Origin of the sequence: Phenylobacterium sp. (assembly GCF_036502675.1) — a bacterium.
Taxonomy (GTDB): domain Bacteria; phylum Pseudomonadota; class Alphaproteobacteria; order Caulobacterales; family Caulobacteraceae; genus Phenylobacterium.
In genome coordinates this window covers 21,722-47,724 of the sequence record NZ_DASXYF010000104.1, presented here as the reverse complement: position 1 = coordinate 47,724, position 26,003 = coordinate 21,722, and the positions used below count along the sequence as shown (strand labels likewise).

Genomic DNA, 26,003 nt, shown 5'->3' with positions numbered 1-26,003 from the left:
AAACCTACTCCCCCAGGAACGCCGCCGTCGCCTCGATGGCCTCGACAAGGCTGACCCGCTCCACCGCCACCCCCTCGGGCAGGCTGGTGAACAGGCGGCTGGGAGCGGCGGCGTCGAGCATGACGAACACGCCCTTGTCGTCGGCGCGGCGGATCAGGCGGCCGAAGGCCTGGGCGATGCGGCCGCGGGCGACGGCGTCGTCATAGCCCTTGCCGCCGAAGCGGACCCGGCGAGCCTTGTGCAGGATGTCCGGCCGCGGCCAGGGCACGCGGTCGAAGGCCAGCAGCCGCAGCGAGCGGCCGGGCACGTCCACCCCGTCGCGCACGGCGTCGGTCCCCAGCAGGCAGGCGTCCCGCTCGGCGCGGAAGATGTCGACCAGGGCGCCCACCTCCAGCGGGTCGACGTGCTGGGCATAGAGGGCGAGGCCGCGGTCGGCCAGGGGCGCGGCGATCCGCTCGTGCACCGCGCGCAGCCGGCGGATGGCGGTGAACAGGCCAAGGCCGCCGCCCCCCGCCGCCAGGAACAGCTCGCGCATGGCGGCGGCCACCTGGCGGGGGTCGTCGCGGCCGACGTCGGTGACCACCAGGCAGCAGGCGTTGGCGGCGTAGTCGAAGGGCGAGGCCAGCTTGACGGTCTTGGGCCGCTCGGGCAGGCGGGCCGCGCCGGTGCGCATCTCGGCGAGCGCGAAGGGATCGGCCGCCGCGCCGTCGGACAGGGTGGCGCTGGTCACCAGCACGCCGTGGGCCGGGGCGATGACGGCGTTGGTGAGCGGCTCGGTGGGATCGACCCAGTGGCGGCGGCAGGCGGCGTCGACCACCCGGCCGTAGAGGAAGGTGGCGTCGAACCAGTCGACGAAGTCCGGGTCGTCCTCGGCGTCCTCGTCGATGGCGCGCAGCATGGAGCGCCAGGCCGGCAGGGTCATCCGCGCCCGGCGGTCCAGGCCGCGCAGGGCGCCCTCGATGCGGGCGCGCTCCGGCGCGGTCAGGGTGGCGGCCTCGTCGTACAGCACGTCCTCCAGGCCGCGGGCGAGCGCCAGCAGCGGGGCCTCGACCTTGCCCAGGGCCGCGGCGGCCTCGCGGGCGGTCTCGCGCACCCGGTCGACGGCAGGGCGCGCGGCGCACTCCATACCGACCTCGGAGGGGGCGGCGCGGGCGCGGAGCTGTTCGAGCAGGGCGACCAGGAAGGTCTCCACCGGACCCAGCGGATTCACCTCGCCATTGGGCGGGGCGATGCGGCCGGACCAGCCCTCGCCCGGCAGGGCGGTGGCGGCGCGGGTGGCCTCGATCAGGGCCAAGCGCGCCTCCTCCCGCTCGGCGAGCAGCTCCCCAAGCCGCGCCTCCAGGCCGCGCCCGCGGCGGCCGCGGCCCTCGGGCCCGCGGATCCAGCGGCGCATCTCGGCCGCCTCCGCCCCGGAAAGGGCGGCGGCGAAGGCGCTGTCGGCCGCGTCGAACAGGTGGTGGCCCTCGTCGAAGACGATGCGCTTGAGCTGGGTGGTCTCGCCGTCGGCCTTGGCGCCCCTGGCCTTGCGGGCCCCGTCGAAGGCCGCCTGGGTCAGCACCAGGGCGTGGTTGGCGATGACGATGTCGGCCCGGCGCGAGCCGCGCACCGCCTTCTCCACGAAGCAGGTGCGGTAGTGCTGGCAGCCGGCGTGGATGCACTCGCCGCGCCGGTCGACTAGGTTGGCGGCGCTGGCCTGGGCGGACGGGCCGATGGCGAACAGGGTGGGCAGCCAGGCGGGGAAGTCGCCGCCGGTCATGTCCCCGTCGCGGGTGGCGCGCACCCAGCGGGAGGCGAGGCCCAGGCCGATCAGGTCGCCGCCGCCCAGCTGCGCGGCATTCACCGCATCCTGGAAGTTCAGCAGGCACAGGTAGTTCTCGCGGCCTTTTCGCACCACGGCCTTGCGCGCCCGCACGCGCGGGTCGGGGAAGATCGACTGGCTTTCCCGCTCGATCTGCCGCTGCAGGGCGCGGGTGTAGGTGGAGACCCAGACCGCCGGGCCGTTGGCCTCCGCCCAGAGGGAGGCCGGCGCCAGGTAGGCCAGCGTCTTGCCGACGCCGGTGCCGGCCTCGGCCAGCATCATCCTGGGCTCGCCCTCCCGCTCGCGGGGCTGGAAGGCGAAGGCGGCCTCGGCGGCGAACTCGGCCTGGGCGGGGCGCGCCTCGTCGAGGCCGGAGCGCTGCAGGAGAACCTTCAGCCGCTCGGCGGCGTCCTCCGGCGAGACCGGCCGCGTGCCCGGTTCGCCGGGCGGCGCCTGGTCCTCCCACTCCGCGATACGGCCCCAGGCGTCGAGGCCGGAGGTGCGGAACTGGTTGCCGACCGGGGCCGAGCGCAGGGCGGCGACGGCGGCCGGGCCCCAGGCCCAGCCGGCCCGGGCCAGGGTCTCGGCCACGGCCAGCGCCTCCTCGCGGGAAGGCTCGGGCGCGGCGGCCAGCTCGCCCAGCAGCAGGCGGGTGACGGCGAGCAGGGCCGCGGCCTGGACCGGGGCGCCGTCCGGCTCGGCCAGGCCCACGGCCAGCGCCAGGCCGGCGGCCGAGGGGGCGCAGAAGCGGGCGGGCCGCACGAAAGCGAACAGCTCCAGCACGTCGAGCAGGCCCTGGGCGCGCGGCGGGGCGTTGAGCCCCAGCCGGCGGGCGGTCATGGCGGCGTGGGCGAGGAGCACCGGGCCGCGCTCGAACAGGTCGCGGGCCTCCGGCGGACGGACGGCGCGCACGCCGGCGGCGTCCGCCACCGCCGCCCGCGGCCCGGGCAGCACGATGAGCGCGGGCGCGAGATCCAGGGTGGGCGAAGGCGCGTTCACCCGCGTCTGCTACCTGCATTCGGGCGCGAACGAAACGGAAGCCTTGGGGTGGCCGAGTTCTCCTCTCCTGGCCCCGCTTGCGGGCCAAGGACGCACACATCCTGGGGGCCGCTGATGAATCCTTCTCCCCATGCGGGAGAAGAAGAACACCGCGCCTCCATAGGAAATGGATGACCCGGCGCTTACGTCGGTAAACACTTTTTCCGGGTGGCGAACAACACCTTTTGGTCCGATAAAATATAATTGTAATCAATGGTTTATATGATATCTTAGGTGTTCTGGAGCTGTTGACCGGTAAACACCTTGCAAGGCTCCGTCACGGCGGCGGCGCAGGGTTGCGCTCTGATCCCCAACGATGCGGAAAACACCTGGGAGCAGTGCCAGCGGGCGCCTGCGAAGCGTAGCTCACACGGCGTCGTGCGACAAGAACATAATGAGAACATTACGGCTGGCGGATGCGGAGCCCCGGCGAGGGGCTTACGCCGCCTTCCGGGCGACGGCGGAGAGGACGTCGAAGACCTGGGATATCTCGATGGGCTTGCCGAGGACGCCGTCGGCGCCGGCTTCGATATAGCGGCGGACGTCGTCGTCGAAGACGTCGGCGGTGAGCATGTAGATGGGGGCCGCGACGCAGGGTCCAGCTTCGCGGCGGATGCGCCGGAGCGCCTCGACCCCGTCCATGCGCGGCATGTTGGCGTCCATCAGCAGCACGTCGAAGGCGCTCGCATTGGCCGCCGCGACGGCTTCGCAGCCGTCGTCGGCAAGGCGGACCTCGATGTCGAAAGGCTGCAGCAAGGCCTTGAGCACACAGCGGTTCGCCGCGTTGTCCTCAGCCACGAGGACGCGCAAGGGGCGGCCGGTCCGATCGCGCGGGTCCGCCGCAGCCGGCAAATCGACACCATCCCGCATGTCAGGCTCCCTCACGTGCGAGTTCCCTGAGGTAGCCGGAGAGCGGCAAGGCTCCGGTTAACGTTCGGCCGTGGCGGATGCGGCGGGTTGTCGCAATCCGCTCAGCGCTTGAGGCCCAGGAGATGCAGGAAGGCCTGGAGGTCGCTCCAGATGTCGTCGAGCCAGCGCCGCCACCAGGACCTGGCGGGCTGGGGCGGGGGCGCGGCGGCGGGCGGCGGCGGGGCCGGTTGCGGGACGGACGCTGGCGGGGACGGCGCAGGGGGCGCAGCCTGGACCGGTGCGTCGGGCGGGGGCGGCGGCGCAGGCGCAGCGGGCGGGGGCGCAGGCGCGGCGACGGGCTTCGGCTGGGGCCTGCCCATCGGATAGCTCCCGACGATCTCGCCGTCGCCGGAGCGCCGCCAATGGCCTCGGCCGTCCTTGCACGCCAGCGTCCCGCCGCCCTGCCAGCGGCAGCCGGGCGGGGCGGCGTCCTGGGCCGCCGCAGCCGCGGCGGCCAGCAGAACCGCGCCGGCGAGCGCGGCGGGAATGATGCGAACCATGGCCCCCTCCTTCGTCCGTCCGCGCGGTCAGTGGCGCGGGATGGGCTTGCAGATCGTCGCGTTGTCCTGGTCGATGCAGGCCATGCCGCGGCCGCGCCGGCCCCGGCGGTCCTGGAACATCAGCACCCGCGGCCTGTTGGCGGGCGCTGCGGCGGCGGCCGGGCCCGGGACCGGCGGCGGGGCCGAGGCCCAGGCCTCGCCGGCGGCGGCCAGCGCCCGGGCCTCGGTGACGCAGCGGGCGCCGTCATAGAGCTTGCCGCGCGGGCAGCCGTCCCAGGTGTTGGGCGACGCCTGGCGCATCAGCCGTCCGGTGGGCGTGGCCCGGCCGTCCTCGCCGCGGCACCACATCTCGATGGTCGAGGGCCGGGCCGGAACCGCGACCCAGTGGCAGTCGGGCGGGGTGTCGACCTGGGCCGCCGCGCCGCCCGCCATCGCCGCCCACACGATCAGCCCCACCGCCCGCCGCATCGCCGCGCCTCCTCAAGCCCGGTCCCAGTGAGGGGCGCAGCCCGGCCGCCGTCAAGCCGCTTGCACGAAACGGAACGGGAACATCTTATGGCGGCGATGGACGACACGGGCGCCCCACCCTCTCTGCTGCCCGAGCGCTTCGCCGCCTGGTTCGAACGGCGGGGCTGGCGCCCGCGCGCCCACCAGCTGGAGATGATCGCCAAGGCGCGCGCCGGACGCGACGCGGTGCTGATCGCGCCGACCGGCGGCGGCAAGACCCTGGCGGGCTTCCTGCCCAGCCTGATCGAGCTTGCCGAACGGCCGCCGCGCAACGCGCGGCCCGGGCTGCACACCCTCTACATCTCGCCGCTGAAGGCGCTGGCGGTGGACGTGGAGCGCAACCTGCTGGCGCCGATCGGCGAGATCGGCCTGGCTGTCGTCGCGGAGTCGCGCACCGGCGACACCGGCGTGGCGCGCAAGCAGCGCCAGCGGGTGCGGCCGCCGGACATTCTGCTGACCACGCCCGAGCAGCTGGCCCTGCTCTGCGCCTGGGAGGGCGCGCGGGGGTATTTCGAGGACCTCGCCTGCGTGATCGTCGACGAGATCCACGCGATCCATTCCTCCAAGCGCGGCGACCTGCTGGCGCTTGACCTGGCGCGGCTGCAGCAGCTCGCGCCGCGGCTGCGGCGGGTGGGCCTGTCGGCGACGGTCGACGACCCGGACGTGATCCGGCGGTGGCTGGCCTATGGTCCTTCTCCCCTTGCGGGAGAAGGTGGCCTGCGAAGCGGGTCGGATGAGGGGTCGATGGGCCTCTCCGCGATGAACGCCGTCGTCACCCGGACAGATCTGAGAGACCCCTCATCCGACATCCCTCCGGGAGGCCACCTTCTCCCGCAGGGGGAGAAGGAAACAGTGGACCTCGTGCGCGGGCCGCCCGGCGCGGAGCCGATCATCGACCTGCTGCTGTCCGAGGGCCGCGTGCCGTGGGCGGGGCATACGGCGCAGCACGCCATGGCCGAGGTCTATGAGGCGATCACCCGGGCCCGCACGGCGCTGGTGTTCGTCAACACCCGGTTCCAGGCCGAGTTCGCCTTCCAGGAGCTGTGGCGGCTGAACGAGGAGAACCTGCCGATCGCCCTGCACCACGGCTCGCTGGCCGCCGAGCAGCGGCGCAAGGTGGAAGCGGCGATGGCGCGCGGCAGCTTGCGGGCCGTGGTCTGCACCTCGACCCTGGACCTGGGCGTCGACTGGGGCGACGTGGACCTGGTGATCCAGCTGGCCTCGCCCAAGGGCGCGTCGCGGATGGTGCAGCGGATCGGTCGCGCCAACCACCGGATGGACGAGCCCAGCCGCGCGCTGTTCGTGCCGGCCAACCGCTTCGAGATGCTGGAGTGCCAGGCGGCCCGCGAGGCGATCGCCGAGAACCGGCTGGACGGCGATCCGGAGCGCGTGGGCGCGCTGGACGTGCTGGCCCAGCATGTGATGGGCTGCGCCTGCGCCGAGCCGTTCGACCTGACGGCGCTCTACGAGGAGGTGCGTGGAGCCGGGCCCTACCGCGACCTGGCCTGGGAGGACTTCGAGGCGGTGGTCGATTTCGTCTCCACCGGCGGCTATGCGCTGAGGGTCTACGACCGCTTCCGCCGCATCGTGAAGGGCCAGGACGGCCGCTGGCGAGTGCGCGACGCCGCCACCGCCCAGCGCCACCGGATGAACGTCGGCGCCATCGTCTCGCCCGCGGTGCTGAGCGTGCGCATCGCCGGGCGCCGGGGGCTCCCCGGGCGCAAGATCGGCGAGGTGGAGGAAGGCTACCTGGAGCTGCTGGAGCCCGGCGACACCTTCGTGTTCGCCGGCCAGGTCTGGAAGCTGGTGGGAGTGACCAGCCTCGACGTGCTGGTCAGCCCGGCGGCGGACCGGGACCCGAAGATGCCGTCCTGGGGCGGCTCGAAGTTCGCGCTCTCCACCTACCTGGCCAAGCGGGTGCGCGAGCTGATGTACGACCAGGACCACTGGGCGGTGCTGCCGCTCGACGTGCGCGAGTGGCTGGAGGCGCAGCGGGACCGCTCGGCGATCCCCCACGGGGACGAGATGCTGCTGGAGACCTTCCCGCGCGGGAAGCGGCATTTCATGGTCTGCTATCCGTTCGAGGGCCGGCTGGCGCACACCACCCTGGCCATGCTGCTAACCCGGCGGCTGGAGCGGGCGGGGGCTGCGCCGCTGGGGTTCGTCTGCAACGACTACGCCCTGGCGGTCTGGGCGCTGAAGCCGCTGGATGGCCTTGATTTCGACTCGCTGTTTGCCGAGGACATGCTGGGCGACGACCTGGAGGACTGGCTGGCCGACAGCTTCATGATGAAGCGGGCCTTCAAGGGCTGCGCGGTCATCGCCGGCCTGATCGAGCGGCGCTTTCCCGGCCAGCCGCAGAAGTCGGGACGCCAGATCACCTTCTCCACGGACCTGATCTACGACGTGCTTCGCCGCCACCAGCCCGACCACCTGCTGCTCCGCTGCGCCCGCGAGGACGCCGCCACCGGCCTGATCGACGTGGCGCGGGTGGGCCAGATGCTGGCCCGGATCCGCGGACGCATCCGGCACGCGGCGCTGGACCACCTGTCGCCGTTCGCGGTGCCGATCCTGCTGGAGATCGGCAAGGAGCGGGTGCCCGGGGCGGCGGGCGAAATGATCCTGGCCGAGGCGGAAGCCGACCTGATCGCCGAGGCGCTGGCATGAGCGCCGTCGCCCCGGCCGGCGCGGGCTATGGCTTCGCGCAGAGCGGCTGCGGGGGGCTGCGGCTGGCGCTCAACGGCGAGGAGGTGCTGCTGCGCCGGTCGGGCGGGATGTGGCTGGAAGCCGCGCGCGCCCTGGTGGTGGCCGACCTGCACCTGGAGAAGGGCTCGTCCTACGCCGAGCGCGGCCAGATGCTGCCGCCCTACGACACGGGCGAGACGCTGGACCGGCTGGAAGCCGAGACCCGGGCGTTGCGGCCCGCCGTGCTGGTGCTGCTGGGGGACACGTTCCACGACCGGCGCTCGGAGGCGCGGCTGGCGGCGACCTACGCCGAGCGGCTGCGGACGCTGGCGGCGGGGCTGCGGCTGATCTGGGTGGTGGGCAACCACGATGCGGACGGGCCGCAGGCGGCGCCGGGCGAGGTGGCGCAGACGCTGACCCTGGGCTCGCTGACCCTGCGGCACGAGCCGACGGGCGGGCGCCGGCCCGGCGAGGTGAGCGGCCACCTGCATCCCTGCGCCAAGGTGGCGGCCTCGCGCGGGGTGGTGCGGCGGCGCTGCTTCGTCACCGACGGCGAGCGCGCGGTGCTGCCGGCCTTCGGGGCCTATGCGGGGGGACTGAACGTGCGCGACCGGGCGTTCGGGGGGCTGTTCGCGCAACCGCCGCTGGCCGGGGCGCTGGGGACCGAGCGGGTGCATGCGGTGGGCTGGCGCTCGCTGCGCCCCGACTGAGCCTGAGCATCCCCCTACATCCGCAACGCCTGCTCCATGGCGACGGCGAGCGAAACGCAGGCGCCGGCGGCCAGCAGGGTGGAGAGCCGGGGGTAGCGGGACGGCACGTCCGGCGCGGTGTGGTCGAACAGCCATTGCAGGATGAAGGCCGCCATGAAACCGCCGATCACCACGACGGCTCCCAGGCGTCCGCGGCTCATCAGGAGCGCCCAGGCGGCCACTGACGAGATCACCGAGGTGGTCAGCCGCGTCCAGCGCGGGGCGGGCCTGGCGCTCTCCAGCCCCCAGCGCACGCCGCCCAGGAAGCTCAGCACCGTGGACGACCAGAACAGCAGCGCGGTGAGCGCGACGGGCGCCCAGCGCGCCGGCCCGTAGGCGTAGAGGGCGGCCGCGGCGGGAAACGGGGCCAGGGCCAGGACGGCGATGGTCCACAGCGGCGCCGGTGCGGAGGCCTCACGTTCCATCGGGGTCAGCTCCTGCGGAAGACGGCTGAGGCAGCCCAGCCGGCCGCGAGCGCGATAGCGACCGAAGCCAAGCCGTAGGACCATGGCCTGTCATGGGCGAGAAGGTAAAGGGCCCTCTCGGCGCCGGCCTTCTCCACCAGCAGGGTGCGTCTGCGCTCGGCGACGGGCCGGCCGGCCTGGAACAGGACGATCCTGGCCTGGTAGACGCCGGTGGGGGCCGCCGCCGGCAGGGCGATCTCGGCGCGGAACAGGCCACGGTCGACGAAGCGCACCCCGCGGTCGTCGTCGGCGTAGAGGCCGGCCGCGGACTTCAGCCGCACGACGGCGCGGCGCCAGGCGAAGTAGTCGGCGCCCAGGCGGCTCACCACCATGTCGCGGACGCCGTAGCGGGTCTCCACGCGCTGCTCGGCCGGGGCGTCGATGGCCAGGTGGTCGAGCCCGGCCCCCAGGCGGCGCAGCGCCGAGAAGCCGGCGACCTGGTCCAGCGGCCGGGTGGAGGCGGTCATGTAGAAGCCGGGCGCGCCCTGGAAGACCACCGGACGGCTGTTGATCCACAGTCCCGCCACATGGACCTTGCGGGCGATGCGGATCGGCTGCTCGGGACCGCGCACGATGACCACCACGTCGGCGGGCCGGGCGGCGGGGTCGAAGACGGCGCCGTAGAGGACGATGCGCGCGCCGCGGAAGCTGGAGGTCACCCGCACGTGGGTCTCGGTCAGGGCGGCGGCCACGGCCGGCGGCGGGTCGAGGGCGGCCATCAGCCGGCGCCCGGCATCAGGACGAAGGGCTCGTCGGGGACGATGAACAGGCCCAGGCCCATGCGCAGCCCGACCAGCAGGACGATCAGGCCCAGCAGCGCCCGCAGTTCCTCCGCCCGGAAGCGGGACGAGGCCTTGGCCCCCACCTGGGCGCCCAGCACGCCGCCGACCAGCAGCAGGGTCGAGAGCACCACGTCCACCGTCTGGTTGCGGCCGGCCTGCAGCACGCTGGTGAGGCCGGTGGTGATGATGATCTGGAAGAGGCTGGTGCCGACCACCACCGCCGCCGGCATCCTCAGCACATAGATCATGGCCGGCACCAGGATGAAGCCGCCGCCCACCCCCATGATCGCCGACAGCACGCCGACGAAGACGCCCAGCGCCAGGGGCGGGATGACGCTGATGTAGAGCCGCGAGCGCGGGAAGCGCATCTTCAGCGGCAGGCCGTAGAGCCACGGCGGCCGGCGGTCGGCGCGGCGCTTCGGCGCCTCGCCCCGGCGGCGGCGCAGGACGGTGGAGACCGACTCCATCAGCATCAGGCCGCCGATGACGCCCAGGAACACCAGGTACGAGAGCGAGACCACCAGGTCGGCCTGGCCCAGCAGCCGGAGCCAGCGGAACGCCTCGACCCCGACGACCGAGCCCACGGCCCCGCCGCCGGCCAGGACGCCGCCCATCCGGAAGTCCACCGCCCGCTTGCGGCCGTAGGAGATCACGCTGGACATGGAGGAGGCGGCCACATGGTTGGCCTCGCTGGCGACGGCCACCACCGGCGGAATCCCCAGGAACACCAGCACCGGCGTCATCAGGAAGCCACCGCCGATGCCGAACAGGCCGGAGACGAAGCCCACGGCCGCGCCCAGGGCGACGAGCACGGCGACATTCACCGAGACGTCCGCGATGGGCAGGTAGATGTCCAATCCCTCGCCTCCGTTGGCGGAGACCCGCTGTCGGCCAGGGACTAACCCGTAGCGGTCAGCGCGTGAAGACCGTGAGCCGGGCGACGGTGACGTCGTCGAGGCCGCCGGTGGGCGGCAGGCCCTGTTCGCGCTGATAGGCGGCGACGGCCATGGTCAGCGCCGGCGACGGGCTACCGTCGCGCGGGCCCTGATAGTAGCCGAGCCGCGAAAGCGCCCGTTGCGCGGTGACCATGGCGTCCGCGCCGGCGGCCGCCACCTGGCCCGGGACCGCCGCGCGGTAGCCGCCGGCGGCGCGCTCCACCACGGCCTGGCCGGCCGGCGACAGGCCGGCGCGGGCGCGCTGGGCGCTGGAGCGGGACTCCGCGTCGCCCGAACGGCCGGCGATCAGGTACCACTTGTAGGCTTCCGCCATGTTCTGCGGCACGCCGATGCCCTTTTCGTAGAGCAGGCCCAGGTTGAACTGGCTGTCCACCAGGCCGAGGTCGGCGGCCCTGTGGAACCACTGGGCGGCGAGCGGCGCGTTCTTCGGGCCGCCCACGCCGCGGATGTGATAGAGGGCCAGGTCGTGCATCGCCAGGCGGTCGCCGCCCTGGGCGGCGCGCTCGGTCCAGCGGCGCGCCTCGACCGGGTCCTTCTTCACGCCGGAGCCGCCGGCCTCATAGAGCTTGGCGAGATAGCGCTGGGCCGGCCCGTAACCGATGTTGGCGGTCTTCTTCAGGGTCTCGAGTCCGTCCGGCTGGCCCGACTTGACGGCCTCGACGGCGGCCTGGTAGGCGGCTTCCAGCTCCGGACCGGCGGGCGCCGGGGCCGACGGCGCCGTCGGGCCCGCGCCCACCTGCGACAGGCTCTGCGGGGACAGGGCGATGGCCGCCCGGGGATTGTCGCCGAACGGGGCGGAAGCCTGGGCGATCTGATCCGCCACGCGCTGGGGCGGGGCGCCGCCCGGCCTGGCGCTCATCACCACCAGGCCAGCGGCCCCGACGCTGAGGAAGGCGGCCCCGCCGGCGATCAGCAGGGCGGTCTGCAGCGTCGAATTGCGCGACTTCTTCGAACCCCTGCGGCCGAGGCCCGAGAACAGCGAGCCCAGGGTGGGACGGCCGATCGGCCGCTGGCCGCCGTCCTTCTTGGCCTTGTCGCCGTTGGAGGCGCTGGCCCGCGCCGCGGCCCGGGCCTGCTCGATCACCTCGCGGGTGGTGAGCGGCCGCGCCGGGACCTCGATCTCCGGCGCCAGGTCCGCCGCCCGCTCAAGCTGGCCGGCCTTGAACGCTTCCGGATCGTCGAGGTCGGCGTCGGGCTCGAACAGTTCCGCGTCGTCCGCCCGGGCGTCGTCGTCGAGGCTGAGGTCGATGTCGTCGGCCGAGAGCTCTTCCTCGGCGCGCGGCGCCTCGGCGTCCGGGGCGAAGGCGGAAGGGCGCGCATCGCCCAGGAACTCGGTCTCGGCGTCGAAGTCGTCGTCATCCGGCGCGACGAAGGCGGCGTGGCCCTGCGCCGGCGCGGCGGGCGCGGCCGGGGGCTCGAACCCGGGGGCGGACTGCAGCGCGGATCTCAGGATGTCTTCGGGCTCGGGTTCGAATTCCGGCTCGGCCGCGGCCACCGGCCCAAAGCCGTCGGCGGCCTCGAAGTCCTCCTCGGCGAAGGCGGGCTCCTTGGAGTCCTCGACTTCGGCGGCGGCGGGAAAGGCCTTCAGCGGCGGCGGCTCGAACGCGGGCTCGGCGGCCTTGTGGTCGGGCTCCGGCGGGCCGAAGTCGGCGAAGGGCGCCGCGCCGAACGGGGTGAAGGTGGTGCGGGCGCCGACATGGCTCGCCGGACCGGCGCCGCGGCCCACGTCGCCCAGGCGCTGGTCGATCTTCTCGCGGGCTTCCTCAAGCAGCTTGGCCGTGCGCTCCTCGCTCTGGCGGATGCGGTCGGAAAGCTCCTGCGAGTCCCGTTCGTGACGCAGGTTGAGCTTCTCGGTGGCGCGGACGACCTGCTCGCCGACCTCGTCGATGGCCTGCGCCGAACGGCGCTCGGCGGCGCCGATGCGCTCGCCCAGGCGCTCGGTGATGCGGGCGATCTCGCCGCCCAGCCGCTCGAGGGCCTGGGCGTGGACGTTGTCGGTGCGGCCGAGCCGGGTCTCCATCGCCGTGGCGATACGCGCCACCTCGCCGCCCACCTGCTCGATGGCCTGGGCGCTTTGCACCTCGGCCGTCTGCACCCGGCGGTTCAGGGTCTCGGCGACGGTCAGCACCTCGCGGCCCATCTGCTCGATGGCGTGGGCCGAGCGCTGCTCGCCGGTGCGCACGTGCTGGGTCATCTCGCCCAGCTTGCGCTCCATGCGGTCGAAGCGCTCGTCGGCGGAGGCGCGCAGCTTCTCGGCCACCTCGGCCCGGACGGCCTCGACCCGCTGGCTCAGGCCCGTGGCCAGATCCTCCAGGCGCAGATCCCCCTGCCCCACGCCCACGGACTCCACCGCCTTCAGCCGGCCGTCGAGGGCCGCGAAGGAGGCCCGCAGACCCTCCAGGGCGCCGGTGGTGCGGGCCTCGGCCTCCGCCAGGCGCTCGCCCAGCCGGCCCACGACCGCATCGGCCACCCCGGCCGGATCGCCGGAGCCCCGCTGCTCGATCCGCTCGACGCGCTCGGCCACGGCGTCGATGATCGCCCGCGTGCGGCTCTCGCCGTCGTAGAGGTGGCCGGCGACCTTGCCCAGCGCCTGCTCCAGCGAGCGCAGGGCCTCCGCCGAGCGCGGGCCGGAGTCGCCGTCGTACTTGCGCAGCCGCTCGGCCAGCCGGACCTGGGAGGAGCTGAGCTCCTCCACCGCGCCCTCGAAGCGGGCGGCGACGGCGACCTGCTCCCGCTCGCCGGCCTCTATGCGGGCCAGCGCCTCGCGCACGGAATGCTCCACGCCGGTGATGGCGAGCCCGGTGCGGGTCTCGGCCTCCTCCAGGCGGGCGGAAATCCGGTCGAAGGCGGTCACCACCCGGGCGACCTCGTCGGCGGGATGTTCGGGGGCTTCGTACCGCGCGGGCGCCTCGCCGCCGCCGCGGGAGGTCTGGAAGTAGCTGCGCGTGGGGCGCTCGGCGAACTGGTCGTGGGAAGTGACTTCGTCGGGACCGTCGTCCTCCAGGATCACCCGGTTCAGCCACTCACCGAGGGTCATGCCCGAACGCCGGGCGAGATCCTTCGCGACCTCACGGGCCTTAGGGTCGATCCCCTTGACGCTCCAGGGCGCCCCTGACGTCATCGAATCGCTCTCCAGGACAGGGTTCGAGGCTACCGACCGATTCCTGGGGTGTAAACGCGGCGTCATAACAAGATGTAGCGCCTCGCGCAGTCTGCTGTGGATTGAAACGCCGCGATCGACCGGCTTCCTACGGACGGAAACGTGATTGTGGTTAATGGGGTGTTAACCGTTGTTGCAACGCAGCACAGGCGGTGGCGCTGCGGCCTGCGCTACGCGGTCGCAGCGCCTCCCGTCCTGTGTCCCGGTTCCGGAATCCGCAGGCGAACTTCAGATCCGGCGCCTAGGCCGCGGCGGACAGCGCGGGCGGCTCCTCGGGGCGTTTGGGGCGGCGGGCGAGGTTGGCGACGCCGCCGGAGGACAAGAGGCCGACGTCGGCCATCAGGATCGGGATCGCCCACTTGTAGGGAGCGGCGATGTAGCGGGGCTGCCAGACCGGGTCGTACTTGTCCTTGTACCGGCGAAGGCCGCGGAAGTTGTAGATCTCCTCCCCCCGCTCGAAGAGCAGGCGGCCGACCCGCGACATGATCGGCGCCAGCGGCCGGTCGTCGAGGCCGGCGAGCGGCGCCATGCCGAACTCGAAGGCCTCGTAGCCCTGCTCGCGGCCCCACTCGATGATCTCGACGAACAGGTAGTCCATGACGTTCTTGGGCGCATCCTGGGCGTGGCGCATCAGGTCGACGGAATAGGCGCCGCGCGAGGCGGTGATCCACAGGCTGGCGAAGGCGACGACGCGCCCTTCGCAGCGGGCCACGGCCACCGGGAACTCCGTCAGGTAGGCCGGGCTGAAGCCGCCCATGGAGAAGCCCTTCTCCCCCCCGGCCTGGGCGCCGAGCCAGTCGTCGGAGATGGCCGCAAGCTCGCCCATCGCCGCCTGGACCTCGGCGCCGCGCAGCACCTGGAAGCTGCAGCCGTCCTCGCCGGCCTTGCGCCAGGCGCGGCGCAGGTTGCCGCGCTTGCGGCCCTCGATGCTGAAGGAGTCGAGGGGCACGGCGGCGGTCTCGCCCACCTTCTGGATGGAGAAGCCCAGCTCAACGATGTCGGGCAGGTCCTCGGCGCCCAGGTTGTAGAGGCCGGGCCGGGCGGCGTGGGCGTCGGCCAGTTCGCGGAACCGCCACAGCAGCTCCAGCCGCTCGTCCCGGCGGCCGACGGGGGCGCCGAGCGCGATCCAGGAGCGGCCGCGCACCCCGAACATCAGGAAGCTCTCGCCCGAGGTCGAGAACAGGAAGCGCTTGTCGCCCAGCAGCGCCAGGTTGGAGCCGGGCTCGGCGGCCTCGGCGCTGGCCAGGATCGCGCGGACCCGGCCGAAGTCCGGGTCGGTCTCGCCCATCACCGGCGGCGGGGCGGCGGTGGAGACGAGACGCCAGACGCCGAAGGCGAAGAGGGCGAGCGCCGCGCCCGCCCAGGCGCGGATGGCCCGTGCGGCGTCGGCGTCGGCCATCACCCGCCACCAGGACTGGTCGGCGTAGTCGGCGTGCTGGAACGACCACAGGCCGATGGCCCCCGCCCCGACGACGGCCGCCAGCGCCGAGAACAGCCAGCCGGGGGTGATCTCCATCCGGCTGAGGCGGGCGCTGCGCGGAAAGGCGCTGCGGAAAGGCAGCAGCAGCACCGCCAGGCTGGCCAGGATCGTCGTCTCCTCCCAGACGAAGCCCTTCAGGAGGGCGAGCGGCGCGGCCGCCAGCAGGGCGGTGAGCGTGGCCGCCCAGGCCGCGTCCAGCCGGGAGCGCAGGCCGAAAGCCAGCAGCACCAGGGCCAGGCCCATGACGCTGGAGAGGAAGTGGCTGATCTCGATGAGCAGCACGGGAGCTACGGCCATCAGCTCCACGAACCGCCCGGGCACGGAGGGCGTGGCGCCGGACGCCAGCAGCATGACCCCGGCCGCCAGGGTCAGCACCGCGGCCACGCTGGGCGCGGCGGCGTCGGCGGCAGGTTTCAAATCGTGGATCAGCCGCATGCGTGGCGCCAATGCCCCCGGAAGCCCGGGCTTATAGCCTGACTTGCAGGACGCCGCACGATGCAACCGGCGAAGCCGGGGTTTCCTGCGCTTGCCGGCCGGCGAGCCGGCGCTAAGTTGCCCTGCGCGTGCGACAGGGAGAAGGCCATGGCCGGGAACGACCGTCTCGAGGACTTCCGCCAGGAGGTCCGGGACTGGCTGGAGGCCAACTATCCGGCGGAGCTGCGCGATCCGGCCGTGGAGAGCGACCCCGACGCGGTGTGGGGTGGCCGCAAGTTCGCCGGCGAGGCCCGCGATCCGCAGGTCGTCTGGATGCGGCGCGCAGCCGGGAAGGGGTGGACGGCGCCGGCCTGGCCCAAGGCCTATGGCGGCGCGGGCCTGTCGGAGGCCGAGGCGCGGGTGATCGCCGAGGAACTGGCCGCCGGCCGCTACCGCACCCCCCTCTCCTCCATGGGTCTGTGGATGCTGGGGCCGGCGCTGATGGAGTACGCCGGCGAGGCGCAAAAGGCCGAGCACCTGCCGAAGATCGCCCGCGGCGAGATCCGCTGGTGCCAGGGCTATTCGGAGCCGGGCGCGGGCTCCGACCTGGCGTCCCTGCAGGCCCGTTGCGAGGACAAGGGCGACCACTGGCTGATCAACGGCCAGAAGGTGTGGACCTCCTACGCCGACCGCGCCGACTGGTGCTTCTGCCTGGTGCGGACGGATGCGACCCGCAAGCACGAGGGGATCTCCTTCGTGCTGATCGACATGGCCTCGCCCGGGGTGGAGGCCCGGCCGATCCGGCTGATTTCCGGCGAGTCGCCGTTCTGCGAGACTTTCTTCACCGACGTGAAGATCCCCAAGGAGAACCTGGTCGGCCGGCTGAACGGCGGCTGGGAGATCGCCAAGCGGCTGTTGCAATACGAGCGCCAGAACATCTCCGGCCTGTTCGGCGCAGGCGGCGGCGCGGGCGGCGCGCCGGGGGACCTGGGCGAAATCGCCAAGCGCTACATCGGCGTGGACGCCGAGGGCCGGCTGGCGGACGGCGACCTGCGCGCCCGGATCACCCGCAACAAGATGGACATGCAGGCGCTCGCCCTGACCATCGCCCGGGCCGCGTCGGAGTCAGGCGCCAACAGCGGACCGGGAGCGACCACCTCGATCATCAAGTACGCCGCGGCGACCTTCGCCCAGGAGCGGTCCGAGCTGATGATCGAAGCCCTGGGCCATCAGGGACTGGGCTGGGAAGGCGAAGGCTTCACCCCGGCGGAGCTGGCCGCCGTGCACGGCTGGCTGCGCTCGAAGGGCAACTCGATCGAGGGCGGAGCCTCGGAGATCAACCTGAACGTGGTCGCCAAGCGGGTTCTGGGGCTGCCCGACCCGTCGCGCTAGGGTGGGGTCCGTCCGCGGACTTTTCCTCCCCTGTCCCGAAGAGGACGGTGGGGGCGAGCCGACGCACTGCAGAACCTACGCCCCTCCACCACCGGCTCTTCGGCCGGTGGTCTCCCTCCCCGTCCTCTTCGGGACAGGGGAGGATGGAGGTAGACGTCCTTAGAACTCGACGTCCAGCTCTTCCACCTCGTCGGGCTCGGTGAGGGCGACGGCGGTCCATTCGCGCATGTAGGGCAGCGCCAGGATGCGGTCGCGATAGCCGGCGCAGACCGGGTCGAGGGCCACGTCGTAGGTGGCGAAGCGGGTGCAGACCGGGGCGTACATGGCGTCGGCCACGGTCAGCTCGCCGAACAGGAAGGGGCCGGCCGACGCGGCCAGGCTCTCGCGCCAGATGGCGGAGATGCGGTCGATGTCCGACTGGGCGCCGGCCCAGACCTTGAAGCCCGGGTGGCTGGCCTTGAGGTTCATCGGCAAGGCCGCGCGGAGATTGGCGAAGCCGGAGTGCATCTCGCCGCAGACGGAGCGGCAGCGCGACCGCTCGGCCCGGTCGGCCGGCAGCAGGCCCGCCTCGGGGTGCAGCTCGTTGAGGAACTCGGCGATGGCCAGGGTGTCCCACACCTGGCCGCCGCCGTAGGTCAGGCAGGGGGTGAGGAAGGACGGCGAAAGCAGCAGGAGCTCGGCGCGCGCCGAGGCGTCGTCGAGCGGGACCGGCACGGTCTCGAACTCCAGTCCCGCGAACTTGCAGAGCAGCCAGCCGCGCAGCGACCACGAAGAGTAGTTGCGGCTCGAGATGGTCAGAGAGGTCTTGGCCATCGACGCTTTCGGCCCCTTCAGCGGACGGGATCACCATGCCGTAGAGCCGAACGTCCGGCCAGGCCCAACCTACGGCGGCCCCCGGCGCGGCACGACCGGCGAATGGCGCGTTTTTGGGCGCCGGCGCGCCGGCGGCGCCCGCGCAGGCGCATCCACGGCCTAGCCTGAATCTTGCATGCTGCAATGCGACGCGCCCGGCGACTCCGCCCGCGCAATTGAAGCATGCAGGATGTCGACGGCGACGTTGGCGGAACCGCGAGGACGAATGCGCTACAAGGCCTTCCAGGCGCAGGTGGACATGATGGCCCCCGCCCGGCTCGCGGCCGGCGCGGCCAACGCCGCCCTGGGCCTGGGCCCGCCCTGGATGCGCCAGCTGCCGCCGCTGGCGCACCTGTCGGCGGCCTGGGAGATGCTGAGCCGCGCCGCCCTGACCCACCATCGCCCGGACTACGGCTTCACCGAGGTGATGATCCGCGGCGAGGCGGTGCCGGTGCGCGAGGAGGTGGTGGCGGGCACGCCGTTCGGCGACCTGGTGCGGTTCCGCAAGGCGGGGGATCCGGAGCAGCCCAGGGTGCTGCTGGTGGCCCCCCTGTCGGGGCACTTCGCGACGTTGCTGCGGGGCACCATCCAGACGCTGCTGCCGGACAACGACGTCTACATCACCGACTGGCGCAACGCCCGCGACGCGCCGCTGGCCGCCGGCGCCTTCGGCTTCGACGAATACGTCGCGCACGTGATCTCGTTCCTGGAGACGATGGGGCCGGGCTCGCACCTGATCGGCGTGTGCCAGCCCTGCGCCCACGCCCTGGCCGCCGTGTCGCTGATGGCCGAGGACGACAATCCGGCCACGCCGCTCAGCATGACCCTGATGGCGGGGCCGGTCGACACGCGGATCAATCCCACCACGGTCAACGCCCTGGCGACGTCCCGGCCGATCGAATGGTTCGAGAAGGAGCTGATCGACACGGTGCCCGCGCGGTTCGCCGGCGCCGGCCGGCGGGTCTACCCGGGCTTCATCCAGCTGACCGCCTTCCTGCTGATGAACCTGAACCGCCACGTGGACGCCCACGTGGACATGTACACGCACCTGGCGGCGGGCCGCATGGCGGAGGCCGACACCGCCAAGGCTTTCTACGACGAGTACTTCGCCGTCCTGGACCTGACGGCGGAGTTCTACCTGGAAACGGTGAGCCGGGTGTTCCAGGAACACCTGCTGCCCAAGGGCCAGCTCGTCTGGCGCAACCGCCGGGTGGACCCGGCCGCGATCCGCCGCACCAGCCTGTTCACCGTCGAGGGCGAACGGGACGACATCTGCTCGGTGGGCCAGACGGTGGCCGCCCACGACCTCTGCAAGAACATCTTCGCCAACCGCAAGCGCCACCACCTGCAGCCGGGCGTCGGGCACTATGGCGTGTTCAGCGGCCGCAAGTGGTCGACGCAGATCTATCCGCAGGTCCGCAACATGATCCTGGCGACGAACTAGGCTCCTGATCCTCCCGCCCACTGGCGCAGCAGAGAGGGGTCGGCGACGCCCGAGTGGTGGGCGGCCACCTTGCCGTCCCTGAACAGGAACAGCGCCGGGATGCCGCGCACCCCGTAGTCGGCGGAGAGCTGCGGCTCGGCGTCCACGTCGATCTTCACGAACCGGGCCCCGGGCTCCAGCTCGGCGGCGGCGCGCTCGAAGATCGGCGCCATGGTCCGGCAGGGGCCGCACCAGCCGGCCCAGAAGTCGGCGATGACCGGGATGCCGCTCCTGGCGACGTGCTGGCGGAAGCGGGCGGTGGTCAGGGCGGCGGGCCTGCCGTCGAACAGCGCCTGGCCGCAGCGGCCGCACTTGCCGGCCCGTGCGTCGCGGCCGGGCGGCAGGCGGTTCACCGCGTCGCAGTGGACGCAGACGACCTGGATGGGATCGGCCACGGCGGCCTCGCAATGCTGACGGCGCACGAAACGCGCAGAAGGCGGAGATAGGCGCCCGCAGCCCGCGGTCAACGGGGGCCTTGCGTGCGCCGCGGCCGCCGCTACCAAGGCTGCGACGGAGGACCAGGATGGCGGCGGGATGGCTGATCGGGGTGCTGGTGGAGACGCCGGACGAGCCCCTGCCCTTGCGCCGTTACTACGCGGTGGCCAAGGACGACCGCGCCCAGGCCGAGTGGACGGCGGTGGACCAGGCGATGAAGGTGGGCCGGGTGGCGTCCAGCCCGGTGGGCGGGGTCGAGCCGGTGCAGGCGGAAGGCGAGCTGCCGGCCCGGCTGCTGGCGGCGCAGGGGGTGAAGCCCGGCGCGGTGCGCGACCTGGGCTTCCGCACGCCGCGGCGCTGGCTGAGCGCGCTGCGGCCGGTGCGCGCCGGCGGCTGAGCGGACGCGGCAAAAATCAGCGAACGCCGTCCTTCGGCGCAATTGATCGGGAACCTTGGCAGGACTAGGGTCGGGAACTCGAATCCACCACCGGGGGCCATGACATGCCTAAACTTTCAACTGCGGCCGTAGCCCTCGGGCTCGTCGCCTCCATGGCCGCCGCGACGCCGGCCGCCGCCCAGTACGGCATGGACAAGAAGGGGCCGAAGAACGCGGCCACTCCCGAACTGCCGCGCTGCGACCGGCCGCTGGGCACCGCGGCCATCCGCGAGCCCGAGAGGCAGTGGTGGACGGAGCTCGGCCTCTCGAGCCCGGAAAGCCTCCTGAAGCTGTTCGCCGCCCGCTCCGGCTGCCTGCGGATCGTCGACCGCAACGGCGGCCTGGCCATGCGCAACATGGAAAAGGACCTGGGCGCGTCCGGCGACCTGCGGCGCGGCTCCAACATCGGCAAGGGCCAGGTGGCGGCGGCCGATTTCTTCATCGTGCCGGACATCGCCAACTCCAACTCCAACTCGGGCGGCAACGCCCTGGGCGCCGTGGCCGGCGCCTTCGGCTCGCGGTTCGGCGGCTTCGGGGCGCTGGCGGGCAGCATCAGCACCAAGAAGTCCGAGGCCCAGGCGCTGATCACCCTGGTGGACGCGCGGACCACCGAGCAGCTCTACGTGGCCGAAGGCGTGGCCAAGAAGACCGACATCAGCTTCGGCGCCGGCGGCGGCGGCGGCGGCTGGGGCGGCTTCGGCGCCGCGGCCGGCGGCGGCTACTCGAACACCGAGATCGGCAAGGTGATCACCGCGGCCTACTTCAACGCCTTCGTGGACCTGGTGGGCTACATGCAGCGCGGCGCGCCGACGGGCGCCGAGGCCTCGGCCAACGCCGGCATCCAGGGCTATTCGGTGAAGCAGAACCTCGTCCTGCGGAAGACCGCCTCGCCGGGCGGGGCGTCGGTGCGCACCTTCACCCCCGGCGACACCGTCTATCCCACCGGCCAGAAGAACGGCATCTGGTGGGAAGTCGACGACGAGAACGGCAACCGCGGCTGGGTGTCCTCGGCGTTCATCACGCCCCGCTAGGGCGAACGGACGGGTCGTGAACAAGGGACGGCTGGAGGCTTTCAGCGACGGCGTCATCGCCATCATCATCACCATCATGGTGCTGGAGCTGAGGCCGCCGCACGGGACCGAGCTTTCGACCCTTCGGCCGCTGATCCCGGTGTTCCTGAGCTATGTGCTCAGCTTCGTCTACGTCGCGATCTACTGGAACAACCACCACCACATGCTGCAGGTGGTGAAGGGGGTGACGGGCGGGGTCCTGTGGGCCAACCTGCACCTGCTGTTCTGGCTGTCGATCATCCCGTTCGCCACCGCCTGGATGGGCGAGAACCACTGGGCCCGGGCGCCGGTGGCGCTCTATGGCGCGGTGCTGCTCATGAACGGCCTGGCCTATTCGATCCTGGCCCGGCTGCTGATCCGCCGCGAGGGCCCGGGCTCCACCCTGGCGACGGCCTTCGGCCGCGACGTCAAGGGCCTGGCCTCGGTGGCGCTCTACACGGCGGGGATCGCGGCGGCGTTCGCCAATCCGGCCGTCTCCCTGTCGATCTACGTCTTCGTCGCGCTGATGTGGGTTGTTCCGGACCTTCGGATCGAGCGCCGCCTGCAGACCTGAGCAGACGCCCGCCCGACGCCGCCCTCAGACCGGAAACGTCAGGGTGGCGCTGACCCCGGGCTGGCTGACCAGCGAGAACTCGCCCTGCACCTGGGCCGAGAGGCTGCGCACCAGCCAGAGGCCGAAGCGCTCCCGCCCGGCGGCGGGGTCGAAGCCCACGCCGTCGTCGGCGACGCGCAGGTCGCAGCGGCCGTCGGGACGGCGCCGCAACTGCACGGTGACCTTGCCGGACCGCCCGTCGGCGAAGCCGTGGGCCAGGGCGTTGCCCACCAGCTCCTGGGCGATCAGGCCGAGGGTCGAGGCGGCGTGGTCCTGCACCCACAGAGGCTCGGCCTCGACCACCAGCTCGGCCGGGCGCGAGCCCTGGCGGCGGCGCCAGATCGGCGCCATGTCCACCAGGAAGGCGGTGAAGTCGACGCCGTCGGGCTTGCGCTTCTGCTCCAGCGCGCCGAGCGAGCCGACGGCGTCGGCCATCCACAGGAGCTGGCGTCGGGCGTCCGGGTCGGTGGACCGCTGGCTGCGCATGCGGGCGAGCGCCGCCAGCAGCTGCAGCGTGTTCGCCATGCGGTGGCGCACCTCGGAGGCGGTGGGCGCGTTCGACGTCGCCAGGTCGTCTGTCATGGCTGCGACCGCTCACAGCGCAGAAGCAAAAGCGTCCAGGAATTCATGCGGCCCCTCGCACCGGCGGCCCAGGCGCGCCGGAGGGCGGAGTCTGAGGCGCGGGCCCGGCCTTGGCTAGTCTGAGCATCGCGCCCCACAACCCTCTGTCGGCCTGGAATTACCGCTAGGGGTCTTTGAAGGTTGCAGAAGCTGGCGCACGCTGCGGCAAGCTGTCGCAGTGCGCCCCGCCGCCCGGCGTGGTCGCCCGGCGGCCGGTCCCGAAGGCGCAGGCGGAGTGATTCGGCCGGCGATCGGGTCCAGGGCGCGGTCGGACGGCTCTACGACGCGCTCGGTCGGCGCAGCCGGCGCCCGTTCCCCCTGCGGCGGGCATGGAAAAGGCGGCCCGGAGGCCGCCTTTCCGCGGCCAGGCGCCGCGCGCCACGCGAACGCATTCGCCGCGTGGAGCGCCGGCAACCTACGGGAAGCGCCGCGGCGGCGATCTATGGCCTTTCGTCGCGGCGCCCAGGGTAGAGCTACGGATTGAGCACGACCCACAGCCAGAAGAGCGCGCTGAGCTCCAGCGCGATGCAAAGCATGGCCCAGACCACGGAACGGCTACGCGACCGCGGAGGCGCCGTCTCCGGGCTCCGGTAGAAATCGAACCTTGGCATGATCGTCTCTCACGCCCCCCACGGCCAAGATAACGCGGGTATAGTTCAGCTTCGGTTAAGCTGGGCAATAACTGCCGGTCCCGCTGCGGCAGGCCGATCGGCAGGCGCCCGGCGCCGGTTCCGCGCGTGTTCGACGCCTCAGGGCGGGCAAGCTGCGCCTGGAGGCGGGCCGGGCGGCGGTGCGGGGTTGCGGTGCGGCCCGCACGTCCGTAAGGGCTGGCCGATGCTGGAGAACCTCAAGGCCAACAACCGGAACTGGGCGGCGCGCAAGACGGCGGTCGATCCCAGCTTCTTCACGCGCCTCGCGGGGCAGCAGGCGCCGGAGTACCTGTGGATCGGCTGCTCCGACAGCCGGGTGCCGGCCAACGAGATCGTCGACCTGGATCCGGGCGAGCTGTTCGTGCACCGCAACGTCGCCAACCTGGCGCCGCCTCAGGACGCGAACTACCTCTCGGTGCTGCAGTTCGCCGTCGACGTGATCCAGGTCAAGCACATCATGGTGGTGGGCCACTACGGCTGCGGCGGCGTGGCCGCGGCGGTGGACGGCCAGCGGCGGGGCCTGGTCGACCACTGGCTGCATCCGATCCGCGAGGTGCACCAGGAGCACATCTGCGAGCTCCAGGCCCTGCCCGACGAGCGGGCCCGCTGGGACCGGCTGGTGGAGCTGAACGTGGCGCGCCAGGTGCGGAACGTCGCCTCGGACGTCTTCGTGCAGGACGCCTGGGCCCGCGGCCAGCCGCTCCACGTGCACGGCTGGGTCTATTCCCTCACCAACGGCCTGGTGACCGACCTCGACATCACCGAGGGCCCGCCCGGGACGAAGGACGGACAGCGGTCGTGAAGCCGCGCGGCGGGTTGCAAAACCCGCCGGCAAGCCCAATGTGCCGGCCGCTTCCAGGCCACGAGCCGCTGCGCCTTCGACGGACGACCGGATTTGATCAGCAACCCGCCCGCCCCGGCCAATATGGCGCGCCGCCGGCGGCGCATCGTCTGGGTCCGGTTCCTGCGCCGCACCCTGCCGGTCACCGCCGCCATGCTGATGGCCGGCGTCGTGGGCCAGGTGGTCTGGCGGGCGGTCTCCGTGGTGGTGGCGCCGGAGGCGCAGGCGTCCGGAACCACGGTGCGGATGGACAATCCCAGCTTCAGCGGCCAGTCCCGCGACGGCTCGCGCTATCTGCTGACCGCCCGGTCGGGCCTGCGCGACGCCGCCGACGCCGCGCGCATCCTCCTGGACGCGCCCACGGTGACCATCAGCCACGGCGGCCAGCCCGCGACCCGCACCAGGTCGAAGAGCGGCGTGTTCCGCGAGGACGACCGTACGCTGCAGCTCAAGGGCGACGTGCGGGTGGACGACGGCTCCGGCTTCAAGTTCGCCTTCAAGGACGCGGTGATCGACACCACCACCGGCAAGGTCTCGGGCCAGGGGGTCCAGGGCCAGGGACCCGCCGGCCAGGTGAGCTCCGACCAGTACACCGTCTACGACAAGGGCGAGCGGATGGTGTTCAAGGGCGGCGTCCACGGCCGCATCGATGGTCGCTGAAGCGTGCGCCTGCGTCGTTTCGATCGGGGAACAATGGCGGCGGACCGTATACCGTCCACGCCCCAGAGGGAGGCCGGGCCGGGCCCGAGGACGACGTCATCTCCGACTATCCCAACCCCGCGGGGCCGAACGCCGGCGCCCCCTCCGCTGCAAGTCTGCGCCCCGCATGACGACTGACGCCGCCATGCAGATCGCTCACCGATCCGGAATGAGCCGCGTGCTGGCCAATACCGGCGTGCTGCTGGGCGGGCGGACGGCCAACGCGGTCGTCAGCCTGGCCTACATGGCCGCCGCCGCGCGCCTGCTGGGCGTGGCCGAGGTGGGGGTGCTGATCCTGATCAACGCCTTCGCCCAGCTGGTCGGCGAGGTGGTGAAGTTCAACTCCTGGCAGGCGGTGCTGCACTATGGCGCGCCGGCGCTGGCCGAGGGACGGCGGGACCGGCTGCAGCAGGTGGTGCGGTTCGCCGTCTTCCTGGACGTGGTCAGCGGCCTGGCGAGCGTGGCCGTGGCGATCGCCGCCGCCCACCTGTTCGGCCAGCGCCTGGGCTGGGGGGCGGCCGAGAATCCCGCCGCCGCCCTCTACTGCCTGTCGATCGTCTTCCTGGTCCCCGCCTCGCCGATCGGCCTCCTGCGGCTGTTCGACCGGTTCGACCTGATCGCGGCCCAGGCGCCGATCAGCTCGGCCGTCAGGCTGGCGGGCAGCGGACTGGCGCTGGTGACGGCCCCGACGCTCGGCCTGTTCCTGACCGTCTGGGCCGTGGGCTCCGGGACCGCATTCCTCTACCTGGCCGCCGCCTCGCTCGCCGAGCTGAAGCGGCGCAACCTCCTGGAAGGATTCCGCTGGCGCGGGCCGCTCACCGCCGGCATGCCGGGCGCCTGGCGCTTCGCCTGGGCGACCAACGTCTCCGGCAGCCTCGACACCGCCTTCACCCACGCCATCACCCTGGTGGTGGGCGCCGTCGCCGGACCCTCCCCCGCCGCGCTTTGGCGCGTCGGCCGCCAGGTGGCCGACGCGCTCGCCAAGCCCGCCCAGCTGCTGGCGCCCGCGCTCTATCCGGAACTGGCGCGGCTGCATGTGACCCAAGGCGAGCATGCCATGCGTCGCCTGGCGCGGCAGGTCGGCCTGCTCGGCGGCGGGATCGGCACCCTGCTGCTGCTGATCTCGGCGACCGCCGGCCGGCCGCTGCTGACCCTGGTGATGGGCCAGGGTTTCGCCGGCGCGGCACGGGTGATGACCTGGCAGGTGGGCGCCGCGGTGATCGGCATCTGGTCCATTCCGCTGGAGCCGATGCTGGTGTCCCTGGGCCGGCCGGGGGACGCGGTGAAGGTGCGGCTGATCGTTTCCGCCGTGCTGCTGGTCTGCCTGGTCCCGGTCGTGCAGCGCTTCGGCCTGACCGGCGCCGGGGCGGCGCTGGTGATGGCGACGGCCAGCCTCGCGGTCGGCATGTTCGCCATGCTGCAGCTTAAAGCAGGCGCCGCACCTGCGCCGACGCGAACGAAATGACTTGCATCGACGCCCCGGCGCAAGC

22 protein-coding genes are annotated in these 26,003 nt (G+C 72.7%); 10 read left to right on the top strand and 12 right to left on the bottom strand.

Going from position 1 to position 26,003, the window contains the following annotated elements:
• Positions 1-4: 4 nt before the first annotated feature.
• The 4 genes from VGL30_RS13265 to VGL30_RS13250 all read right to left on the bottom strand — a co-directional run bounded on the left by VGL30_RS13265 (position 5) and on the right by VGL30_RS13250 (position 4,713).
• A complete protein-coding gene (locus VGL30_RS13265; RefSeq protein WP_331540476.1) occupies positions 5-2,797 on the bottom strand; it encodes an ATP-dependent DNA helicase in 2,793 nt (930 codons plus the stop codon).
• A 477-nt stretch (positions 2,798-3,274) separates the two neighbouring features.
• Positions 3,275-3,706, bottom strand: coding sequence for a response regulator (locus VGL30_RS13260; RefSeq protein ID WP_331540475.1), 432 nt, complete (start codon positions 3,704-3,706; stop codon positions 3,275-3,277).
• Between the two features lie 101 nt (positions 3,707-3,807).
• A complete protein-coding gene (locus tag VGL30_RS13255; protein ID WP_331540474.1) occupies positions 3,808-4,245 on the bottom strand; it encodes a hypothetical protein in 438 nt (145 codons plus the stop codon).
• Positions 4,246-4,272: 27 nt separating this feature from the next.
• The gene (locus VGL30_RS13250) at positions 4,273-4,713 is read right to left on the bottom strand and encodes a hypothetical protein (protein ID WP_331540473.1); all 441 of its coding nucleotides are present in this window, start codon (positions 4,711-4,713) and stop codon (positions 4,273-4,275) included.
• A gap of 96 nt (positions 4,714-4,809) precedes the next feature.
• Between VGL30_RS13250 and VGL30_RS13245 the strand changes: the two genes are divergently transcribed.
• Entirely contained in the window at positions 4,810-7,419 is a 2,610-nt protein-coding gene (locus VGL30_RS13245) for a ligase-associated DNA damage response DEXH box helicase (protein ID WP_331540472.1), read from the top strand.
• A complete protein-coding gene (pdeM, locus tag VGL30_RS13240) occupies positions 7,416-8,147 on the top strand; it encodes a ligase-associated DNA damage response endonuclease PdeM (RefSeq protein ID WP_331540471.1) in 732 nt (243 codons plus the stop codon). Before VGL30_RS13245 ends, pdeM begins: the two co-directional genes overlap by 4 nt.
• A gap of 14 nt (positions 8,148-8,161) precedes the next feature.
• Here pdeM and VGL30_RS13235 read toward each other — a convergent pair whose 3' ends face one another.
• The 5 genes from VGL30_RS13235 to VGL30_RS13215 form a co-directional block, all read right to left on the bottom strand.
• Positions 8,162-8,611, bottom strand: a complete 450-nt coding sequence (locus VGL30_RS13235; protein WP_331540470.1) for a DUF3429 domain-containing protein — start codon at positions 8,609-8,611, stop codon at positions 8,162-8,164.
• Between the two features lie 5 nt (positions 8,612-8,616).
• A complete protein-coding gene (locus tag VGL30_RS13230) occupies positions 8,617-9,369 on the bottom strand; it encodes a TIGR02186 family protein (protein WP_331540469.1) in 753 nt (250 codons plus the stop codon).
• Complete coding sequence (locus tag VGL30_RS13225; RefSeq protein ID WP_331540468.1) at positions 9,369-10,289, bottom strand: sulfite exporter TauE/SafE family protein; 921 nt, start codon at positions 10,287-10,289, stop codon at positions 9,369-9,371. Before VGL30_RS13225 ends, VGL30_RS13230 begins: the two co-directional genes overlap by 1 nt.
• A 55-nt stretch (positions 10,290-10,344) precedes the next feature.
• Positions 10,345-13,509, bottom strand: a complete 3,165-nt coding sequence (locus VGL30_RS13220) for a peptidoglycan-binding protein (RefSeq protein ID WP_331540467.1) — start codon at positions 13,507-13,509, stop codon at positions 10,345-10,347.
• Between the two features lie 280 nt (positions 13,510-13,789).
• The gene (locus VGL30_RS13215; RefSeq protein ID WP_331540466.1) at positions 13,790-15,463 is read right to left on the bottom strand and encodes a bifunctional lysylphosphatidylglycerol flippase/synthetase MprF; all 1,674 of its coding nucleotides are present in this window, start codon (positions 15,461-15,463) and stop codon (positions 13,790-13,792) included.
• A gap of 147 nt (positions 15,464-15,610) precedes the next feature.
• Between VGL30_RS13215 and VGL30_RS13210 the strand changes: the two genes are divergently transcribed.
• Complete coding sequence (locus VGL30_RS13210; protein ID WP_331540465.1) at positions 15,611-16,834, top strand: acyl-CoA dehydrogenase family protein; 1,224 nt, start codon at positions 15,611-15,613, stop codon at positions 16,832-16,834.
• Between the two features lie 159 nt (positions 16,835-16,993).
• On the opposite strand, the gene VGL30_RS13205 is transcribed toward VGL30_RS13210, so the two are convergent.
• On the bottom strand, positions 16,994-17,647 hold the full coding sequence (locus tag VGL30_RS13205) for a glutathione S-transferase family protein (RefSeq protein WP_331540464.1): 654 nt from the start codon (positions 17,645-17,647) through the stop codon (positions 16,994-16,996).
• A 265-nt stretch (positions 17,648-17,912) separates the two neighbouring features.
• Here VGL30_RS13205 and VGL30_RS13200 point away from each other — a divergent pair, with 265 nt between their 5' ends.
• Positions 17,913-19,130 carry a polyhydroxyalkanoate depolymerase gene (locus VGL30_RS13200; protein ID WP_331540463.1) on the top strand — a complete coding sequence of 406 codons (1,218 nt, stop codon included), beginning with the start codon at positions 17,913-17,915 and terminating at the stop codon, positions 19,128-19,130.
• On the opposite strand, the gene trxC is transcribed toward VGL30_RS13200, so the two are convergent.
• On the bottom strand, positions 19,127-19,564 hold the full coding sequence (trxC, locus tag VGL30_RS13195; protein WP_331540462.1) for a thioredoxin TrxC: 438 nt from the start codon (positions 19,562-19,564) through the stop codon (positions 19,127-19,129). The two genes, VGL30_RS13200 and trxC, sit on opposite strands and share 4 nt — an antisense overlap.
• 128 nt (positions 19,565-19,692) lie before the next feature.
• On the opposite strand from trxC, the gene VGL30_RS13190 reads away from it, so the two are divergent.
• From VGL30_RS13190 to VGL30_RS13180, 3 genes are all read left to right on the top strand, one after another.
• On the top strand, positions 19,693-20,001 hold the full coding sequence (locus VGL30_RS13190; RefSeq protein ID WP_331540461.1) for a hypothetical protein: 309 nt from the start codon (positions 19,693-19,695) through the stop codon (positions 19,999-20,001).
• Positions 20,002-20,153: 152 nt separating this feature from the next.
• Positions 20,154-21,071, top strand: coding sequence for a CsgG/HfaB family protein (locus tag VGL30_RS13185; RefSeq protein ID WP_331540460.1), 918 nt, complete (start codon positions 20,154-20,156; stop codon positions 21,069-21,071).
• A 16-nt stretch (positions 21,072-21,087) separates the two neighbouring features.
• Entirely contained in the window at positions 21,088-21,663 is a 576-nt protein-coding gene (locus tag VGL30_RS13180; protein ID WP_331540459.1) for a TMEM175 family protein, read from the top strand.
• Between the two features lie 24 nt (positions 21,664-21,687).
• Here VGL30_RS13180 and VGL30_RS13175 read toward each other — a convergent pair whose 3' ends face one another.
• Entirely contained in the window at positions 21,688-22,284 is a 597-nt protein-coding gene (locus VGL30_RS13175) for a sensor histidine kinase (protein ID WP_331540458.1), read from the bottom strand.
• Positions 22,285-23,157: 873 nt separating this feature from the next.
• Between VGL30_RS13175 and VGL30_RS13170 the strand changes: the two genes are divergently transcribed.
• The 3 genes from VGL30_RS13170 to VGL30_RS13160 all read left to right on the top strand — a co-directional run bounded on the left by VGL30_RS13170 (position 23,158) and on the right by VGL30_RS13160 (position 25,978).
• Complete coding sequence (locus VGL30_RS13170) at positions 23,158-23,775, top strand: carbonic anhydrase (RefSeq protein WP_331540457.1); 618 nt, start codon at positions 23,158-23,160, stop codon at positions 23,773-23,775.
• A 93-nt stretch (positions 23,776-23,868) separates the two neighbouring features.
• Positions 23,869-24,474 (top strand): LPS export ABC transporter periplasmic protein LptC, encoded by a 606-nt coding sequence (lptC, locus tag VGL30_RS13165; RefSeq protein WP_331540456.1) that lies wholly within the window; start codon positions 23,869-23,871, stop codon positions 24,472-24,474.
• 166 nt (positions 24,475-24,640) lie between these two features.
• On the top strand, positions 24,641-25,978 hold the full coding sequence (locus tag VGL30_RS13160) for a lipopolysaccharide biosynthesis protein (RefSeq protein WP_331540455.1): 1,338 nt from the start codon (positions 24,641-24,643) through the stop codon (positions 25,976-25,978).
• Positions 25,979-26,003 lie beyond the last annotated feature (25 nt).

What these genes read in the sequence shown, in the direction of transcription:
- VGL30_RS13260 (WP_331540475.1), bottom strand. Translation starts at nt 3,706, where the DNA reads ATGCGGGATGGTGTCGATTTGCCGGCTGCGGCGGACCCGCGCGATCGG.
- VGL30_RS13255 (WP_331540474.1), bottom strand. Translation starts at nt 4,245, where the DNA reads ATGGTTCGCATCATTCCCGCCGCGCTCGCCGGCGCGGTTCTGCTGGCC.
- VGL30_RS13250 (WP_331540473.1), bottom strand. Translation starts at nt 4,713, where the DNA reads ATGCGGCGGGCGGTGGGGCTGATCGTGTGGGCGGCGATGGCGGGCGGC.
- VGL30_RS13245 (WP_331540472.1), top strand. Translation starts at nt 4,810, where the DNA reads ATGGACGACACGGGCGCCCCACCCTCTCTGCTGCCCGAGCGCTTCGCC.
- pdeM (WP_331540471.1), top strand. Translation starts at nt 7,416, where the DNA reads ATGAGCGCCGTCGCCCCGGCCGGCGCGGGCTATGGCTTCGCGCAGAGC.
- VGL30_RS13235 (WP_331540470.1), bottom strand. Translation starts at nt 8,611, where the DNA reads ATGGAACGTGAGGCCTCCGCACCGGCGCCGCTGTGGACCATCGCCGTC.
- VGL30_RS13230 (WP_331540469.1), bottom strand. Translation starts at nt 9,369, where the DNA reads ATGGCCGCCCTCGACCCGCCGCCGGCCGTGGCCGCCGCCCTGACCGAG.
- VGL30_RS13220 (WP_331540467.1), bottom strand. Translation starts at nt 13,509, where the DNA reads ATGACGTCAGGGGCGCCCTGGAGCGTCAAGGGGATCGACCCTAAGGCC.
- VGL30_RS13215 (WP_331540466.1), bottom strand. Translation starts at nt 15,463, where the DNA reads ATGCGGCTGATCCACGATTTGAAACCTGCCGCCGACGCCGCCGCGCCC.
- VGL30_RS13210 (WP_331540465.1), top strand. Translation starts at nt 15,611, where the DNA reads ATGGCCGGGAACGACCGTCTCGAGGACTTCCGCCAGGAGGTCCGGGAC.
- VGL30_RS13205 (WP_331540464.1), bottom strand. Translation starts at nt 17,647, where the DNA reads ATGGCCAAGACCTCTCTGACCATCTCGAGCCGCAACTACTCTTCGTGG.
- VGL30_RS13200 (WP_331540463.1), top strand. Translation starts at nt 17,913, where the DNA reads ATGCGCTACAAGGCCTTCCAGGCGCAGGTGGACATGATGGCCCCCGCC.
- VGL30_RS13190 (WP_331540461.1), top strand. Translation starts at nt 19,693, where the DNA reads ATGGCGGCGGGATGGCTGATCGGGGTGCTGGTGGAGACGCCGGACGAG.
- VGL30_RS13185 (WP_331540460.1), top strand. Translation starts at nt 20,154, where the DNA reads ATGGCCGCCGCGACGCCGGCCGCCGCCCAGTACGGCATGGACAAGAAG.
- VGL30_RS13175 (WP_331540458.1), bottom strand. Translation starts at nt 22,284, where the DNA reads ATGACAGACGACCTGGCGACGTCGAACGCGCCCACCGCCTCCGAGGTG.
- VGL30_RS13170 (WP_331540457.1), top strand. Translation starts at nt 23,158, where the DNA reads ATGCTGGAGAACCTCAAGGCCAACAACCGGAACTGGGCGGCGCGCAAG.
- VGL30_RS13160 (WP_331540455.1), top strand. Translation starts at nt 24,641, where the DNA reads ATGACGACTGACGCCGCCATGCAGATCGCTCACCGATCCGGAATGAGC.